Annotated in this window: 18 protein-coding genes; 16 read left to right on the top strand and 2 right to left on the bottom strand. The window is 40.6% G+C overall.

The features are described from left to right. Positions 1-47: 47 nt before the first annotated feature. Genes I5M19_RS13555 through I5M19_RS13540 form a run of 4 tightly spaced genes read left to right on the top strand, consistent with a single transcriptional unit; the run spans position 48 to position 3,578 of the window. Positions 48-983: an alpha-E domain-containing protein gene (locus I5M19_RS13555; RefSeq protein WP_200066868.1), complete on the top strand. Its 936-nt coding sequence runs from the start codon at positions 48-50 to the stop codon at positions 981-983. A gap of 15 nt (positions 984-998) precedes the next feature. Beyond that, complete coding sequence (locus tag I5M19_RS13550) at positions 999-1,985, top strand: transglutaminase family protein (protein WP_200066867.1); 987 nt, start codon at positions 999-1,001, stop codon at positions 1,983-1,985. Positions 1,986-2,005: 20 nt separating this feature from the next. After that, entirely contained in the window at positions 2,006-2,740 is a 735-nt protein-coding gene (locus tag I5M19_RS13545; protein ID WP_200066866.1) for a peptidase, read from the top strand. After that, entirely contained in the window at positions 2,730-3,578 is an 849-nt protein-coding gene (locus I5M19_RS13540) for a transglutaminase-like domain-containing protein (RefSeq protein WP_200066865.1), read from the top strand. Before I5M19_RS13545 ends, I5M19_RS13540 begins: the two co-directional genes overlap by 11 nt. Before the next feature lie 3 nt (positions 3,579-3,581). Here the strand turns inward: I5M19_RS13540 and I5M19_RS13535 are convergent, their stop codons facing one another. Next, positions 3,582-4,781, bottom strand: a complete 1,200-nt coding sequence (locus tag I5M19_RS13535) for a glycosyltransferase (RefSeq protein ID WP_200066864.1) — start codon at positions 4,779-4,781, stop codon at positions 3,582-3,584. A 178-nt stretch (positions 4,782-4,959) separates the two neighbouring features. On the opposite strand from I5M19_RS13535, the gene I5M19_RS13530 reads away from it, so the two are divergent. From I5M19_RS13530 to I5M19_RS13490, 9 genes are all read left to right on the top strand, one after another. Beyond that, entirely contained in the window at positions 4,960-5,604 is a 645-nt protein-coding gene (locus I5M19_RS13530; protein ID WP_200066863.1) for a class I SAM-dependent methyltransferase, read from the top strand. A 147-nt stretch (positions 5,605-5,751) separates the two neighbouring features. Then, positions 5,752-7,956, top strand: a complete 2,205-nt coding sequence (locus I5M19_RS13525) for an ATP-binding protein (protein WP_200066862.1) — start codon at positions 5,752-5,754, stop codon at positions 7,954-7,956. Positions 7,957-8,076: 120 nt separating this feature from the next. After that, complete coding sequence (locus I5M19_RS13520) at positions 8,077-8,877, top strand: shikimate dehydrogenase family protein (RefSeq protein ID WP_200066861.1); 801 nt, start codon at positions 8,077-8,079, stop codon at positions 8,875-8,877. Then, on the top strand, positions 8,874-9,452 hold the full coding sequence (gene gldD / locus I5M19_RS13515) for a gliding motility lipoprotein GldD (protein ID WP_235985842.1): 579 nt from the start codon (positions 8,874-8,876) through the stop codon (positions 9,450-9,452). The genes I5M19_RS13520 and gldD overlap by 4 nt, the downstream gene beginning before the upstream one ends. 78 nt (positions 9,453-9,530) lie before the next feature. Then, positions 9,531-10,166 (top strand): MBL fold metallo-hydrolase, encoded by a 636-nt coding sequence (locus I5M19_RS13510; protein ID WP_200066859.1) that lies wholly within the window; start codon positions 9,531-9,533, stop codon positions 10,164-10,166. Between the two features lie 34 nt (positions 10,167-10,200). Next, positions 10,201-11,427, top strand: a complete 1,227-nt coding sequence (locus tag I5M19_RS13505; protein WP_200066858.1) for an FtsX-like permease family protein — start codon at positions 10,201-10,203, stop codon at positions 11,425-11,427. Between the two features lie 114 nt (positions 11,428-11,541). Then, on the top strand, positions 11,542-11,919 hold the full coding sequence (rbfA, locus tag I5M19_RS13500; protein WP_200066857.1) for a 30S ribosome-binding factor RbfA: 378 nt from the start codon (positions 11,542-11,544) through the stop codon (positions 11,917-11,919). Between the two features lie 4 nt (positions 11,920-11,923). Beyond that, positions 11,924-12,631, top strand: a complete 708-nt coding sequence (locus I5M19_RS13495; RefSeq protein WP_200066856.1) for a peptidoglycan DD-metalloendopeptidase family protein — start codon at positions 11,924-11,926, stop codon at positions 12,629-12,631. Between the two features lie 98 nt (positions 12,632-12,729). Beyond that, positions 12,730-13,713: a pyruvate dehydrogenase complex E1 component subunit beta gene (locus I5M19_RS13490; RefSeq protein ID WP_200066855.1), complete on the top strand. Its 984-nt coding sequence runs from the start codon at positions 12,730-12,732 to the stop codon at positions 13,711-13,713. Between the two features lie 49 nt (positions 13,714-13,762). Here the strand turns inward: I5M19_RS13490 and I5M19_RS13485 are convergent, their stop codons facing one another. After that, a complete protein-coding gene (locus tag I5M19_RS13485; protein WP_200066854.1) occupies positions 13,763-14,422 on the bottom strand; it encodes a DNA-3-methyladenine glycosylase family protein in 660 nt (219 codons plus the stop codon). Between the two features lie 66 nt (positions 14,423-14,488). Between I5M19_RS13485 and I5M19_RS13480 the strand changes: the two genes are divergently transcribed. From I5M19_RS13480 to I5M19_RS13470, 3 genes are all read left to right on the top strand, one after another. Next, positions 14,489-15,769, top strand: coding sequence for a replication-associated recombination protein A (locus I5M19_RS13480; protein ID WP_200066853.1), 1,281 nt, complete (start codon positions 14,489-14,491; stop codon positions 15,767-15,769). A 67-nt stretch (positions 15,770-15,836) separates the two neighbouring features. Further along, positions 15,837-16,493, top strand: a complete 657-nt coding sequence (locus I5M19_RS13475) for a TMEM175 family protein (RefSeq protein WP_200066852.1) — start codon at positions 15,837-15,839, stop codon at positions 16,491-16,493. A 1-nt stretch (position 16,494) separates the two neighbouring features. Next, complete coding sequence (locus tag I5M19_RS13470) at positions 16,495-17,970, top strand: DUF5687 family protein (protein WP_200066851.1); 1,476 nt, start codon at positions 16,495-16,497, stop codon at positions 17,968-17,970. Position 17,971 lies beyond the last annotated feature (1 nt).

Here is a 17,971-nt window from a genome sequence, read left to right as displayed (position 1 = left end):
AGAGTTTAAAATGATCTCCCTGACAGGAGCCGGGGGGCTGTATTGATATGTTAAGCAGGGTAGCAGCGAGTTTTTACTGGTTAAGCAGGTATATTGAGCGCAGCGATGGTATTCTGAGGATGCTGAAAATTAATTATAATGCCTCTCAGGATTCGGTACAGGAGTTTACCTGGGCCCCTGTGCTGCGCATATTTTCAGGTCACGATGAAGATCTGGAAGCTAAGTTAGAAAGTAATAGCAGGGCGGTACTAAAGTATATGATCACCGATAAAACTAACCCCAATTCTATCTTAACCATCATTACGCTGGCCCGTGAAAACGCACGCAGCGTACAGGAACATATCCCCAAAGACCTTTGGCAGTGTCTGAATGAATACTACCATACTGTTAAGGCTACTAATTTTGATGTGAGGGTTAAAAGAGAAGACCCGATAGGCCTGCTGGACGAGTTAATAAAGCAGGTTATGCTATATTACGGAACCGCGGAAATAACTATGGAGCGCGGGCAATCGCGCAGTTTCATGAATATTGGCAAATATCTGGAGCGGGCAATTCAATCTATAGATATACTCGATGTTAAATTCGGTCCAATTAACAACAATCCCAATTTATTAACTGATATCACCTATTGGAAATACCTGTTGCTTTCTATTGGGGGCTATGAATTATATCTGAAAACCTACCGCGACGGGTTGGAGGCACAAAATGTAATAGAACAGGTAATACTTAATAATGATTTCCCCCGCTCGGTTATTTATTCGGTTAACAACATACAACGCTATTTTGACCGGTTGCGTAATAACAGCAACGCCAATACCTATCGAGAAATATCTTTTGATATAGGTAAACTGCAAAGCAACATTAAATACAGTTCCGTTAAAAGTATAAGCGAGGTTGGGCTGCATCAGTTTCTTACCCTGGTTAAAGATGACCTGTATAATATTGGTAATTCATTAAATGAATACTATTTTGCAAACTCCTGATTAAGCGAATAAACTATGCCAGAATTTAAAATACAGCATATTACCAAATACAATTATGATAGTCCGGTGCGCGACAGCGCCAACAAGATCATACTTTTTCCGATAGTTGACATCTATCAGGATGTGATAAAACACGATCTGCATATTACAGGTAATCCGCAGGTAGATACTTATGTAGATTATTATGGTAACGAGGTGGGCAGCTTTACTTACACTGATCCGCATACAACCCTTGTCATCAACTCAAAACTATCAATAAATACACATCCGCGCCCCTTGCCGGTTGATGACGTGGCATCAGTTACCCAATGGGATGAACTTTTCAGCCTTAAATACATTGTACCTTATATCGACTTTTTAAAGCAGGAGTATTTTGAGGGCCTCAGCGAATTATTTCCCATTGTTGAGGATGTGCGAAAAATAAATGATACGCCTTACAAAACCGCATTGCGTTTTTGCGAATATGTTTATAAAAATTTTGAATACATCAAGGGTGTTACCACAGTAGAAACAACGTTAGATGAAATTTGGAACCTTAAAGCAGGTGTTTGCCAGGATTTCGCCCATATTCTGATGGTCATGCTGCGTTCGGTAAGCATCCCAGCGCGTTATGTTAGCGGCTATATTTGCCCTAATCGTGATGGTATGCGTGGTACGGGAGCCACCCATGCCTGGGCCGAGGCATATCTGCCGGGATATGGCTGGCTGGGTATTGATCCAACCAACAATTGCGTAGCCAATGAAACGCACGTACGCCTGGCGGTAGGTCGTAATTTTTCTGATTGCTCCCCTGTTAAAGGAGTTTATAAAGGTTCAGCAAAACATACGCTCGAAGTTTCTGTTTCTGTTGGATACGAAGACCATCCCCTTCATGAAGAAAAAGATTTATTTACCGTTTCAGCTCCAAAAACTGAAGAAACAGCATCAAGAAACAGTTACGAAAGGTATATGGAAATAATTCAACAGCAACAACAGCAGCAGCAACAACAGAGACAGCAATAAGGGCAAAAATATTTAAACTAATGACTTACTGTTTAGGAATAAAAGTTAAACAAGGGCTTATTGCCTTATCAGATACGCGCATAACTACAGGTACAGATACCACCGTAAAAAAGAAGATTACTATTGTACAAAAGGAGAACTATTCACTTTTCATCATGACCAGCGGATTGCGTTCCGTTCGCGATAAGGCGATTGTTTACTTTGATGAATTATTGGAAACTGAAGAGTACAGCAAGCTTTATCAGGCAGTAAACGCCTTTGGCAAACAGGTTAGGCGGGTGGCCGAGGAAGACAGGGCCGTACTGGAAAAAGCCGGTTTTAAATTCGACCTTAATACCATTATAGGAGGCCAGCTTAAGGATGACGAAGAGCATAAATTATTCTTATTGTACCCCGAAGGTAATTGGGTTGAGTTAGGGCAGGGTGCTCCATTTGTAGTAATAGGAAATTCAGGACACGGCAAGGCTATACTCAACCGCATAGTTGACGAAGACTCTGATATGCGCCTGGCGTTAAAGGCCGGTTTTTTATCGTTCGACTCTACACGCGTAAGTAGTAACAACGTTGATTTTCCTATAGACGTGGCCCTATACAAAAAAGGCACCTTTATGATGGTTGAACAGCGTTACACGCAACATGACCTTGCAAGTATATCGGCACAATGGGCCGATGAATTAAAAGATGCGCTGGAAAACATACCAGGCGAATGGATGGATAAGGCTTTTAAAAAACTACCCCCTGACAATGAAATTTAAAGTATCAGCCGCCTTGCAATATGAGGTTAAGGCGCCAAGCACCCTCATATTAAATGTGCATGCTTTACGAACGGCTAACCAAACCGTGTTAGATGAAAAGTTAACTATAGCCCCGTATTTAAAAGCCGAAGAACTGAACGCCGTAAATGGTGAAAACAGGTTTGTAAGATTGGACATACAGGATACCGGAACTATAGACATACATTATGATGCCACGGTTGATAATTATTACGAAGTAAAGGATCATTCCAAAATCCCTGAAATTCCGGTAAGTAAATTTCATCCATCGGTTTTAACCTACCTTAATCCGAGCAGGTATTGCCAGTCGGATATGCTGTACCGCCTCGCCAATAATACTTTTGGACATATTAATAATTCATATGAGCAGGTATTTGCCATTACGGATTGGATATATAAAAACGTGGAGTATCTAAGCGGTTTTACCGATTCGGAGACCTCGGCGTATGATACCGTTACCCAACAGGCGGGTGTCTGCCGCGATTTTGCACATCTGGGAATTGCACTTTGCCGTGCGTTAACCATACCTGCCAGGTATTTTACCGGCTATGCCTACCGGCTTAATCCACCCGATTTTCATGCCTGTTTTGAGGCTTACCTGGGTGGCGAATGGGTATTATTTGATGCTACAAGGCTTATACCGCTTAACGGGCTGGTTAAAATTGCAACCGGCCGTGATGCAGCAGATGCGGCAATTGCCAGCATTTTTGGGGATGTTAGCTGCACCAATATCCGTGTAGCATGTGAGTATGCAGATGAGCAACCTTTTGAACCTATTTATTATACCCGTTCAATATTCCATGGCATAAGTTATTATTAAATATCAGGAGTTAAGTTCATGCTCCACAGTTTCAATTACTGCCGATAATTCATCTGCCCGCTTATTCCATGTATTGCTTTCTGCCATGGCGAGGCGCGCCATTCTTTTTTCTGTGGTGTCGCCTTCCATTTCCTCCACAAGACCGTTTAAAAACTCCTCGTTGGTAGGTGCTATTTTAATGATGCTCTCAAAATCCGAAAGATCGCTAAAATCTGTGCTTACTACCGGTAAACCCGCTGCCAGATATTCGTTTATCTTCATGGGATATATTCCCCTGGTAAATTCGTCTTTGATAAATGGAATGATACCTGCCGAAAAACGCTTTAAATACGCAGGTAATTCATCTGGTTGTTTTGCGCCTTCCAATTGCACATTATTATATTTTTTTAATTTCGCTTCAATCTCTTCACTCATAATTCTGCCTACAAACACAAAGTCAGCATTAGGCAAACTGGTAAACAAAAGGTGCAATATGTCGTAATCCAATCGTTCGTCAACCGATCCAACATAACCTATTACTTTTTTTTGTTTATTTATATCAGCGTTAAACCCCTTTTTAAAAAGCCCTGCTTTTACGGCATTTTTAACAATATAACAACGGGCGCATTCGTCTTTCTTACTATTAAATAAACCCTGAGAGGTTACTATAACCGCGTCAACCATTTTCATAAAAGCTTGCTCAAGCCTTACACCATGCTTGCTTAGCCATGCAGGGGCACCCTTAACTTCGTCATAGCAATGATATATCAGCGTTTTTTCATTAAAGCGCCTCCCGGTCATATAACCCATACCAGGGTTAAAAGATGTAAAGTTGATAAGTTCGTGATTCATATCAAGCTTCCGCAGCGCTTTTTTTATGCTACCTTTTAACAGCCATGCGTTAAAAGTTAATAAGGTATTATAAACAGCACCCTCGGGTAAAAAGCTAACCGGAAAAACCAACGGGGGTGTAAGAATATAAACAGTGCCGCCACCTTCCGTTGGCATTTTACTTATACGGGGTTTTAATCCTAACGCCTGAATATAATCCACCTTAACCTTATGATTAACACCCGCAATAGCATCTTTATAAGTGTGAGCATTATTTACAAAAAGCACTTTATTATCTGCAGCTAAAACCTTCATCAGCTCAACTACCGCCTTAATATAGTTACCATGCCATTCTGTACCGCTTATGCAAAGTATATTTCTGTTATTAAGCATACTCCAAAATTAGTTCTACTAAACTAATAAATTATATGCGGCATCGGGTATTTTATAACCTATAGGGGTATCAGCAATAAGTTTTTTTATTAAATTCATTATTAGTTAAAATAATTTATATTTAGATCGTTAAGTAAATTTTGTACTTATATAACTATTAGAACACTTTTAAACAAAGATGCCTGAAGACAAATTATATGTCCACTACGGTTGCGGACAATGTTCACCTACTGAATGGAAAAATTTTGATGTATCGCCCACATTAGTAATTCAGAATACCCCTGTGCTTGGTTTTGTACTTAAAAACAGCCTGGGCCAGGTTTTTGATAAAAATGTACAATACGGCGATATAACAAAGGGTTTACCCGGTATAAAGGACAACTCTGCAGACGGAGTTTATTGCTCCCACGTATTGGAACATATGTCATTAGAGCATTTCAGGATTGCCTTGCGCAACACTTACAAAATGCTGAAACCCGGTGGTATCTTCAGGATGATAATGCCGGATCTGGAAGTTTTAGTTCGTGATTATATAGCCGATAAAGATAATGGAGATGCCGAAGCTTCTATCAGGCTAATCAAAAGGATGATGATGGGTGTGGAAGTTCGCCCAAAAAGCTTTAAGGCGGTAACCAAACACCTTTTTGGTTATTTGGAGCATTTATGGCTTTGGGACTGGGAATCAACAGAAAAGGAACTCCGGGATGTCGGGTTCACCAACATCCGTCGCTGCGAGTTTAATGACTCAGCGGATCCTATGTTTAAATTAGTGGAAAGCGAAAGACGCTGGCAACTTGTGGTAAAATTTGAAGCTATAAAGTAAATTCAAAAAAAATATTAAGGTCGCATTTACTTTGTAAATGCGACTTTTTTGTTCTACGGGGATTTATACGGATATTTATTACATTTAGCAACTAAAAGGCATAATAATACGTATTCAATTGTGTAGCTAATTAGTATTTTGAATAACATGGAGGTAGTTACCCTTACTAATGCCCACACTATTACTTTGTTATTGGATGAGGCCTACAAAAGCCGTATCCATAATATTAAACATAGTATAAAACTGGCAAATAATGCCTTGTCCCTTAGTCGCGAACATAATAATGACGAATTTATAGCAAAAAGCCTTAATCAATTATCACTTTTTTACATGATAAGGGGTGCATATAAACGGTCGGTAAATTTAGCAACCGAGGCCATTGCTTACTTTGAACAACTAAACGACGAAAGAGGCATAGCTGATGCGAAATACAGTATTGGTGGGGTTTATTATAAAACCGACAACCATCATTTGGGGCTTATTAATTTATTTGACAGCCTTGTTATATATAAAAAATTCAATGATCATCACAACCAGGCGCGCACTTATAAATCGTTAGGGACCATTTACGAGTATTTTGGAGATCCTAAAAGTGCTGTACGCGCCTACGAAAACGCTATAGAAGCTGCCAAAAAAGCAAAAGACCAAAATCTGGTATCAAATGTTTACAACCCGTTGTCGGGCATTTATCTTAAACAAAAGAAAATCGCCAAAGCACTGCATACCATTCAGTTATCAATAAATATTAAAACCAAAACCGGTGATATAAGAGGCCTTGCTTTTGCATTTTATGGACGAGGCAAGGTTTATACCCATACCGGTAATTTTAAGCAGGCCGAAGATGATTTTAAAAGCGCTATTGATATACACATAAATGCAGGCGAAAAACTGGGGCTGGCAATGGCCTATCAAAAAATGGGGTCTTTATATATTGCCATTGGCGATTTGTCCCGGGCAAAAGATATATTGAAAAAAGGCCTTCATTTTAGCAAGAAGTATAAAATAGCCATTATAAAATTTAAGTGTAACTATCTGCTTTACCAAATAGCTAAACTGGAAAATGATACCGTACGCTCACTTGAATATCTGGAACTTTATCTGCATCAAAAAGAAGCGGTAATAAATACTCAAACATTAAAGGTGATAGAGAATTACGAACTCATCACCAAAATGGAAACCATGGAGCAGGAAGCAAGGCTCCAGAAAGAAAAGGCGGCTATTATTGAGAAACAACAACGAGCCGAACAATCGGCCCGTATGAAGCAGGAGTTCCTGTCGACCATGAGCCACGAGATCAGGACCCCGCTTAATGCCGTGACTACCATTACATCGCTACTAACCAGTAAAAACGGCTATGACGAAACACTGTTGGAATCATTGAATTTCGCTTCCAATAACTTACTGCTGGTCATAAATGATATACTTGATTTCACCAAACTGGATAACGGGAAAGTACAGGTCGAAAATCAGCCATGTTTGATAAACAATCTTCTAAGCCGTGTATTAAAAACTTATAATTCCCTTGCACAGCAAAAAGGCATAGATCTTTTACTTCATATTAATAAAACGGTTGCCGATTGCTATGAACTGGATGAAACCAAACTATCACAGATATTAGGTAATTTAATAAGTAATGCTATTAAATATACCGACGACGGCTTTGTTAAAATTGAAGTTGAACGGATAAATGCGGATAAAGGCTCGCACACCCTTAAATTTAGCATTACCGATAGCGGAGCAGGAATACATCAGGATCATTTTGCTGAAATATTTGAAAGTTTTTCGCAGCCAAAATCTATTACTACCCGCAAACAGGGTGGTACCGGACTCGGCCTGGCCATTGTTAAAAAACTTACGGAATTATACGGCAGTACCGTGAACGTAACAAGCACCATAGGCGAAGGCTCGTCTTTTTCTTTTGAACTTAAATTAAAAAAGGCCGTTACACCGGTAAAAATACTGCCTGTTGATAAAGAAGACTTAAAGGGAAAAAAAATACTACTGGCTGAGGATAATTTAATTAACGCTATGGTAGCCCGTAAATTATTGTCTAACTGGGGTGTACTATCAGATCATGTGGTGAACGGTATTGAGGCTGTTGAAAAGGCAAAACTTAATTTATACGATTTTATCTTAATGGACATACATATGCCCGAAATGAACGGATATGATGCCACCGCACAAATACGCCTTACAGATAATTTGAATAAAAAAACGCCTATTTTTGCCCTAACGGCAGATATAACTGCTGAGGGTAATGACGAATACCGTAGTTATTTTAACGGCTTTTTGCTTAAACCTATTGAAATTGATAAGCTTTACGCTGCTTTAACAGTTGTACGCGCTAATTAAATAAAAATTATAAATCCACGCTGTTTGTTACTAATATTACCGTAAACTGAAACTTATAAAGAAACCGTTTCTATCCCCTGCTGTAGTACAAGTAGTTTTTATACGTTATTTACTAATAAAATGAAAAAATTCGGACTTATAGGATATCCGCTCTCTCACTCATTCTCAAAAAAATACTTTACTGACAAATTTAAAGCGCATAACATTACTGATAGCAAGTATGAACTATATCCTTTAGAACATTTAACGGATCTGCCGGAGTTATTACGATCTACCCCTAATCTTTGCGGGCTTAATGTAACCATACCCCATAAAGTAGGTGTACTTAAATATCTCGATTGGATAGAACATGATGCCAGAAACGCAGGTGCTGTGAATTGTATACGTATAATGAAAGAAAGCCCGGTACAAGCAGCTTTTTCCGGCGAAGTGGGTGTTAAGGGGCACGATTTTCGGCTAGAAGGATTCAATACAGATATTTATGGGTTCGACAGATCAATTAGTCCCCTGCTCTCTAACCGACATGATGAAGCACTTTTATTAGGCGACGGCGGAGCTGCAAGGGCCGTTAAGTGCGTGCTTGAAAATAAAGGTATTGCATATAAAACCGTAACACGCAGGCCTCATAAAAATAATATTTTATTTAAGGATCTAACCCCGGCCATAATTTCTGCACACAAGCTTATTATTAATACCACCCCTGTAGGTACCACACCTAATATTGATGACTGCCCGCCAATACCCTATGAAGGTATTACCGGCAAGCACTTATTATACGATCTGATATACAACCCTGAACAAACCCTGTTTTTAAAAAAAGGCGAAGAGGGCGGCGCCACTACCAAAAACGGATATGAAATGTTAGTATTGCAGGCAGAAAAAGCCTGGGAGATATGGAACTCAAACGATGTACAATCATGAAATGGTTTTCGTTACTTATTGTCGTATTGTTTTTTACAGCATGCGGCGGTAACGCCGACTATTCACCAAAACCACGCGGATATTTCCGTATCGTTTTTCCAAAAAAGGAATACCAGCCTTATACAGAAGGCTGCCCCTTTACTTTTGAGTACCCCAAATATGCCACAATTGAACAGGATAAAAGCCCTGGCGCAAAACCCTGCTGGCAAAATGTACAGTTTCCGCAATTTAACGCCACCCTGCATTTAAGTTACGAGAATATTAAATCAAAAAAGGAATTTGACCAGCTTATAGAAGATGCACACAAATTAAGTTTTAAACACACTGTTAAAGCAACTTCTATTGATGAGGGAGTAATTGCTTATCCACGCCGCCATATTTATGGCATTTATTACACTATTGATGGCAATGCCGCTTCTTCAGCGCAGTTTTTTTTAACCGACAGTACCCGTCATTACCTGCGGGGAGCACTTTATTTTAACACCGAACCCCGCCTTGATTCCATTCAGCCCGTACTCACCTTTATAAAAAAAGACGTGGATGTAATGATCAAAACCTTTAAATGGAAGGATTAGCTTCCGCTATGAAGGATAAAGCGGATATATTATACATCTGCGCTTTCTGCTTACCCTTTTATCAATTAGCTTTGCAGCATGGCAAAAGTTCACTCGTTCGTAAATAATCCGTATCAGGAAAACACCTATATACTATTTGATGACAGCCACGAATGCGTAATAATCGACCCGGGTATGTACACCGCCGAGGAGCAAAACGCGGTGGTAAATTTTATTGCAGACAATCAACTAAAGCCCGTTCTGTTACTAAACACGCATTGCCACATCGACCATGTTTTAGGCAACAAATTTATTTTTGATCAGTATGGTCTTACACCTCAATTCAACCGGGGCGAGTCGGAAACACTGGCGGCTGTGGTTGCGTATGCCCCGGCAATGGGGTTCAGGTATGAGGTATCACCGCAGCCCGAGGTTTACCTGCCCGAAAGTGGCACGGTTACCTTTGGCAATACCACACTTGAATTGATATTTGCACCGGGCCACTCGCCTGCCCACCTTTGCTTTTATGACACTGCGGCAAATATATTGATAGGGGGAGATGTGTTATTCCGTAACAGCATAGGCCGAACAGATCTTCCTGGTGGCAATTACAGCCAACTGGTAAAAAATATCGAAGAAAAGCTTTTTATATTGCCGGATGATTGCACAGTTTACCCGGGACACGGACCGGAAACAACCATAGGATACGAAAAACAACATAATCCTTATTTATAAGTTATAAGCAATAACTTAGCCGAATACATAAATTTTGAATACTTCAGTTTACATAGCTAAAAGGTATCTGTTTTCTAAAAAACAAACCCATGCCATCAATATCATATCCGGTATATCCATGCTGGGCGTTTTGGTGGGCAGCGCTGCGCTTATTATTATCCTTTCGGTATTCAATGGGTTCGAGGAGGTTATCCTGTCCTTATACAGTAACTTCACTCCCGAAATAAAGATAGAACCCCGCCTGGGTAAAACTTTCGACCCCAATATTCCCTATCTTAACAACATGAGTAAGGATAGCTCTATTGTTTCATATACCAGAGTATTGCAGGAAAAAGCCCTTATCAAATATAACGATCATCCGTTTATTGCTACAGTGAAGGGCGTAAGTGATGATTTTTTAAAAAATCGCTCGCTCGACAGCACCATACAATCAGGCTCATTCACACTAAAAGACAAGGACTACCTGTACGCGGTTATCGGCTCCACCATACAAGCAAGTTTAGGGGTAAGTTTAAAAAACCAGTTTGTACCCTTACAAATTTACTCGCCCAGGCGAACGTCCGTAAGTGCTGCCAACCCTATGAATGACTTTGTATTCCGTTCCATTTTGCCATCCGGAGTATTTGCCATACAGCAGGATTTTGACGACAACATTATTACCCCGATAGAGTTTACCCGCGATCTGCTGGATCAGCCTGTAAACGTATCCTCTATCGAGATCAATTATAAACCCGGTACCGACATCGATGCCATGCAGGAAAATATTATTGATCATATCGGCGATAAATTCACAGTAAAAAACCGCAAACAGCAAAATACTGAGCTATACAAAACTATCAATTTTGAACGCTGGTCTATATTTATGATCCTTACGTTCGTACTTATCATTGCCATCTTTAACATCATAGGTTCCTTAACCATGCTGGTAATCGACAAGCGTAAAGATATTGCCATCCTTACCAGTTTAGGCGCCAACAAAAAACTGATACAAGGCATTTTCTTTTTCGAAGGAATGATGATATCATTAATAGGTGCTGTTATCGGTATTATCATAGGGTTTCTGTTTTGCCTTGTGCAACAGCATTTCAAATTTATAAAAATGGGGGCCGGCATGTCTGTATTAGATGCCTATCCTGTTGCCTTTAAACCCAGCGACTTCGGGCTGGTATTATTCACGGTGTTAGTTATAGCCACAATAGCCTCCGGCATTAGCTCCCGTTTAAGCATAAAAGGTTTGGATCAGATAAAACGCGACCTGTAACGGTACAGAATAAAAAAAACTATTTGCAGGGCATTTTCATTTCATTAGCTTTATATTTTCCCTTTCAATACAACAAATCAAACTCATTTGCCTAACCGGCGTTATTAAATCATTATGGAATCAAAACGTCAGAAAAAATTTGCCGGAGTAATACAGGAAGATCTTGCTGCCATTTTTCAGCGCGAAGGGGCAAACTATCTGCCCAATACTTTAGTAACAATCACCCACGTGCGTGTAACACCCGATCTGGCTATCGCGCGTGTTTTTTTAAGCTTTTTCAATAATACTGATAACCAGCAAGCTTTAAACATCGTTAAATCACACGCTTCCGAGATCAGGTATAAATTGGGCGCGCGCATTAAAGATCAGGTGAGGATAATACCGCAATTGGAATTTTTTGTTGATGACACCAGCGAATATGTAGAGCGTATGGATAAAATATTCGACAAAATAAGCAAAGAAGAAAGACAACCGGATACCGGCGAAGAATAAGCTAATGAATGCCACTGAACTGTTGGCAGCACATTTTAAGGCCAACCCGCATATTATCACAGGCAAAGTGGTGGATATTAATGCCATTACCGATAAACTTTATCAGCTTGATTTTACCGAAGCCAATGCCGAGCTAACGCCCGGTCTGGTAACCAATACAAGCGCATTCAGCAATTGGGTTGGCCAAAAACTAAGCAATTGCAATTGCCGCTACGGTATTGGCGGATATATGGAGCACCGAACGGTATACACGCGCAGCGCCTTATTTAATACAGGGAATGAGCCGCGCAGACTGCACCTGGGTGTAGATATTTGGGGCGATGCAAATGTGCCTGTTTATGCACCGCTTAATGGTATGGTACACAGCTTTGCAGATAACGATCATTTTGGAGACTACGGACCCACTATTATTCTTAAGCATGATTTGGAGGGCCTAACATTATACAGTCTATATGGTCATTTAAGCAGGGGAAGCCTTAGTAGCTTATCCAAAGGGCAAACAATAAAGGCCAACCAGCAAATAGCCACTTTTGGTAATGCCGCAGAAAATGGCAGTTGGCCGCCTCATCTGCATTTTCAGCTGATGCTGGATATTGGTGATGCATATGGCGATTATCCGGGTGTAGGATATTACTCCGAAAAAGATAAATACCTGCAAAACATCCCTGACCCTGAACTTATATTACATTTTGCCGAACTTATTAAGTATTAGCTACCTATTGTAACCACTTTATTATGCAGGGCACCAATTGTATTTTACACATTAGTGCTTATATTTGCGTTCGCTAAAAAACATTATTTAATAACATAATGAGAGAAATACAATTCCGGGAAGCGCTAAGAGAAGCCATGCAGGAAGAAATGCGCAAGGATGATAAAATATACCTGATGGGCGAAGAGGTTGCTGAATATAATGGCGCCTATAAAGTAAGTCAGGGTATGCTTGATGAGTTCGGCGCTAAGCGCGTTATTGATACGCCTATCTCTGAATTAGGTTTCGCGGGTATAGGTATTGGTTCCGCCATGAACGGGCTGCGTCCTATCATTGAGTTCATGACCTTTAATTTTTCGCTGGTAGCTATCGATCAGATCATCAACGGCGCCGCCAAGATCATGTCCATGAGTGGTGGCCAGTTCTCTGTGCCTATCGTATTCCGCGGCCCAACCGGTAATGCCGGTATGTTAAGCTCACAGCATAGCCAGTGTTTCGAGAACTGGTACGCTAACTGCCCGGGGTTAAAGGTAGTAGTACCATCAAATCCTGCCGATGCAAAAGGCCTGTTAAAATCAGCTATACTTGATCCCGATCCGGTAATTTTTATGGAGTCGGAGTTAATGTATGGTGATAAAGGCGAAGTGCCCGAAGAAACCTACTATATTGAAATAGGCAAAGCAAAAGTAACTAAAGAAGGCAGCGATGTAACTTTAGTAGGCTTTGGCAAAATAATGAAAGTGGTTAACGCCGCTGCCGAGGAACTGGAAAAAGAAGGTATACACGCTGAGGTTATTGACCTGCGCACCGTTCGCCCTATTGATTACGATACCGTAATAGCTTCTGTTAAAAAAACAAACCGTTTAGTTATTGTTGAGGAAAGCTGGCCTTTAGGCTCTATAGCTACCGAAGTTGCTTTTAAAGTGCAAAAGGACGCATTTGATTATTTAGACGCTCCTATACTGCGCATAATGGGCGGCGATGTACCATTGCCTTACGCACCAACCCTGATACAGGAATACTTACCAAACCCTGAAAAGGTAGTTAAGGCGGTTAAAGAGGTAATGTACGTTACTAAATAATATATATTAACCCATGTTATATTTAAAGCCTGCTGCAAAGCGGGCTTTTTTATTTGCCAATCTTTAAGTACTTCGATTTAACCGGCACGGCCCGAACAGACAAATACCAATGCCATAATAACATGGTAGCTACGGTACGGTAAGGTTGCCAGCTTTGAGTGAGTACCAGTATATCCTCCCGTGTTATTGCGGGGTGGGTTTGCTTTACTTTTTTAAAGGCATTCACAGCGGCCAGGTCGCCAATAGGGAAAATATCTGCACGCTGTAAAACAAACATCAGGTACACATCCACCGTCCAGTTGCCTATTCCTTTTAAAGAGGTTAGCTGCCGGCGGATATCATCGTTCTCCATCTGCTCAAACGCTGCGAGGTCAATTTGTCCGCTTATAATTGCCGCCGCAAGGTATTTTGTGTAAGCCGCTTTTTGGCGGCTAAAGTAGCATGCTTTTAATTCGGCCTCTGTTAGCAGCAGCGCTCTTGCAGGGGTTATTTCCTGCACCTTATCGCGCAGTTTATTTAACGCTGACCGGGCCGAAGCCAGCGATACCTGTTGCTCCAGAATAATATGCACCAGTGACTCAAAAGTATTTGGGCGGCTCCACATAGGCGGATAGCCATGTTCCTGAATGATACCAGCAAGCGCGCTATCTGTTAAGGCAAGGGCATCGCAGATAGAATGATAATTTTCAAGTGTAAACCTATGAGCCATATAATTGTTAAATTAAAATTACTAATTTTTTTAGGATTTAGCGTTTCTATTGTTGATTTTTACCATATGAACAACCTGCCCCCATTAGCAGAACGCATGCGCCCCGCTTCGCTCGACGATTATGTTGGGCAAAAACACCTGGTAGGACCAGGCGCAGTTTTGCGCAAGGCTATTGAATCGGGCACCTTGCCGTCCATGCTATTTTGGGGCCCGCCGGGCGTAGGCAAAACAACGCTGGCTTACATCATATCGCAATCCTTATACAGGCCGTTTTTTTCTTTAAGCGCTATTAACTCCGGTGTTAAAGATGTACGCGAGGTAATAGAAAAAGCTTCCTTACTTAAAGAACAGGGTGAAACCCTTCCTATTTTGTTTATTGATGAAATACATCGCTTCTCCAAATCGCAGCAGGATTCGCTTTTAGGGGCCGTAGAGCGCGGTATTGTAACCCTGATAGGCGCCACTACCGAAAACCCCTCCTTTGAGGTAATATCGGCTTTGCTTTCGCGATGCCAGGTATATATCCTGAAACCGCTGGAGGAAACAGACCTGCTCAACTTGTTGAATAAGGCCAAAAAAGAGGACGTTATCCTGAAAGAAAAAAATATCAGTATAAAGGAACACGAGGCTTTATTGCGCCTGAGCGGCGGTGATGCCCGAAAACTGCTGAATATTTTTGAGCTGCTGGTAAACGCTTTTGATAGTAAAACCATCACCCTCACCAATGATGTGGTTCTGGAGCATGTACAGCAAAACATGGCCCTGTATGATAAAACAGGCGAACAGCATTACGATATTATTTCAGCTTTTATAAAATCTATGCGGGGCAGCGACCCTAACGGTGCTGTTTACTGGCTGGCACGCATGATAACCGGCGGCGAGGATCCGCTGTTTATAGCACGCCGTATGCTGATACTGGCTTCAGAAGATATCGGCAACGCCAATCCCAATGCCCTGCTGCTTGCACAAAGCTGTTTTGAGGCCGTAAACAAGATAGGCATGCCAGAATCGCAGCTGATACTTTCGCAAACCTGCATATACCTGGCTACTTCGGCTAAAAGCAATTCCGCTACCACGGCAATAGGCGCAGCAATGGCATTAGTTAAAGCAACCGGCGACTTGCCTGTACCCTTGCATTTGCGTAATGCACCTACCAAACTCATGAAAAATATAGGCTATGGTAAAGACTATAAGTACGCCCACAGTTATGAAGGCAACTTTGCCGAGCTCGATTTTTTACCTGCAGAGATAAAAGGCACAAAATTATACCAGCCCGGTAACAATGCCCGCGAAACAGAGTTGAAAGAAAAGCTAAGGAAACTTTGGGGAGACAGATACAAGTATTAACTTTTAGGTTATATTTTAACCAACACTTGCCTGATAATAGTAAATAACTTATCTTCCGTACCGGAATATGAATGCAACTGACCCTCACCACAAAAAATTCCAGATGGACAGGATCGCCCTGTTCAGTGATGCTGTATTTGCAATTGCCATCACCTTGCTTATTATTGAAATAAAGATTCCGGAATTACAGTCTGATTTTACTGACAGCCATCTTTTAGAGGAATTTAATCACTCTATTGGTAAATTTATTGGAGTGCTCATCAGTTTTTTTGTAATCGGTCGCTTTTGGATCGGGCATCACAGTATATTTGGTTATGTGAACAATTACAACAGCAAGTTACTTTGGGCCAACCTGTTAATGCTATTTTCTATAGTGTTGATGCCGTTCAGCACAGGAATATACAGTGAATACTGGCAATCACCAATGATAACGCCTGTAATAGTTTACGTCACAAATATATGCTTTACCGGTTTCATGAACATCAGGCTTATAAACATTGTAAGTGATCCCAAGAATAAATTAAGTACAGGTTTACAAAACAGTCACTTTATAAAAGTTTCAAAATTACGCTCGCTTGTGGCACCGATAATATTTTTACTGTCGCTGGTAATCGCTTTTTTTAATATTGTGCTGGCATCTTACATACCCATACTTATACCTGTTGCTATAGTTTTTGTCAATAAGTGGTATCATAAAAAACATCCTGAATATAAAACATCTTAAAATGATCGGAACCTTTTTTAATCATGAGCTTAAAGCCTTTTGGCGCTCTAAGAATACCGGCAAAAGCATCGGCGTAAAAGTGGTTATGGGCATATTACTGCTCCTGCTTTTTTCCTATGTGCTCATATTCGGTCTGTTTTTAGATAAAATATTAGGCAAAGTTTTACCCGATAGCGACCTAACGGTTACCTTCTGCGGAATTATATTGATATATTTTCTGATAGATCTGTTACTGCGCCTGCAACTGCAGGAGTTACCTACACTTAAGGTTCAACCCTATTTGCATCTTCCGGTACGCCGTAACAGCATAGTAGGCTACCTGGCTTTAACAGCTTTGCTTTCGTTTTTTAACCTTTGGCCAATAGTATTATTTACTCCTTTTATTCTTAAAGTAATATTACCCGCAGCAGGTGCTATATCTGCCATAGCGTTTATCATTTCTATCATAGGTTTGTCGGTATTCAACAATTACCTGGCTATGTATATTAAGCGTAAAGCTAACCTTAACGGCTGGGTTTTTTTAATTGCCGCAGCAGTGCTCATTTTGATAATGCTGGGCGATTTTATGTGGCATATCTATTCTGTGCGTAATATCTCCTATTTATTCTTCGGGAACCTTATCGTTAAACCGTATCTGGTGTTGCTGCCCATATTGTTGGGCGTTGCCATGTATTGGCTCAATTTCCTATACCTTAAAGAAAATCTTTATCTGGAGGAGTTAGGCTCTCAAAAAGCATCAGCTTATAAAAGCAGTACCGAAATACCTGTTCTTAGCCGCTTTGGTATAGTAGGAGACCTGGCCGCGAATGAGATAAAACTGATATTACGCAACAAAAGATCGCGCTCTACACTTATTATCGGTTTGTTCTTCATGTTTTACGGATTGATATTTTATACACAGGCCGCTTATGGCGAAACCATAAAAATATTTGTAGGGATGTTTATGACCGGGATATTCATCATCAACTACGGTCAGTTTATGTACAGTTGGCAGTCATCGCATTTTGACGGGATACTGGTAAGCAAAATTAACTTTACCGACTTTTTAAAGGCAAAATACCTACTGTTTACCATAGCATCAACCATCGCGTTTATACTCACCACACCTTATGTATATTTTGGGTGGCGCATTATTATGATCCACTTTATTATGTACCTGTGGAACTTAGGCATTAACATTACTATAGTATTATTTTTCGCCAATCGCAACTATAAACGTATCGATCTTTCAAAAGGTGCGGCCATGAACTGGGAAGGCGTGGGCGCAACCCAGTTATTATTATCCTTGCCGCTAATAGCGCTGCCTTACCTGGTTTATCTCCCGTTTAAATACGCGGGATATCCAAACCTCGGTTTTGCAGCGATAGCCGTTGTAGCGATAATATTTATTTTAACACGCAACTTCTGGATAAAAAAACTGGAAGAAGATTTTTACAGCAAACGATTTAAAATAGCCGAAGGCTTCAGAAATAAATAAT

Source organism: Mucilaginibacter segetis (assembly GCF_016522075.1).
Lineage (GTDB): Bacteria > Bacteroidota > Bacteroidia > Sphingobacteriales > Sphingobacteriaceae > Mucilaginibacter > Mucilaginibacter segetis.
This window is presented reverse-complemented; position numbering and strand designations above follow the sequence as displayed.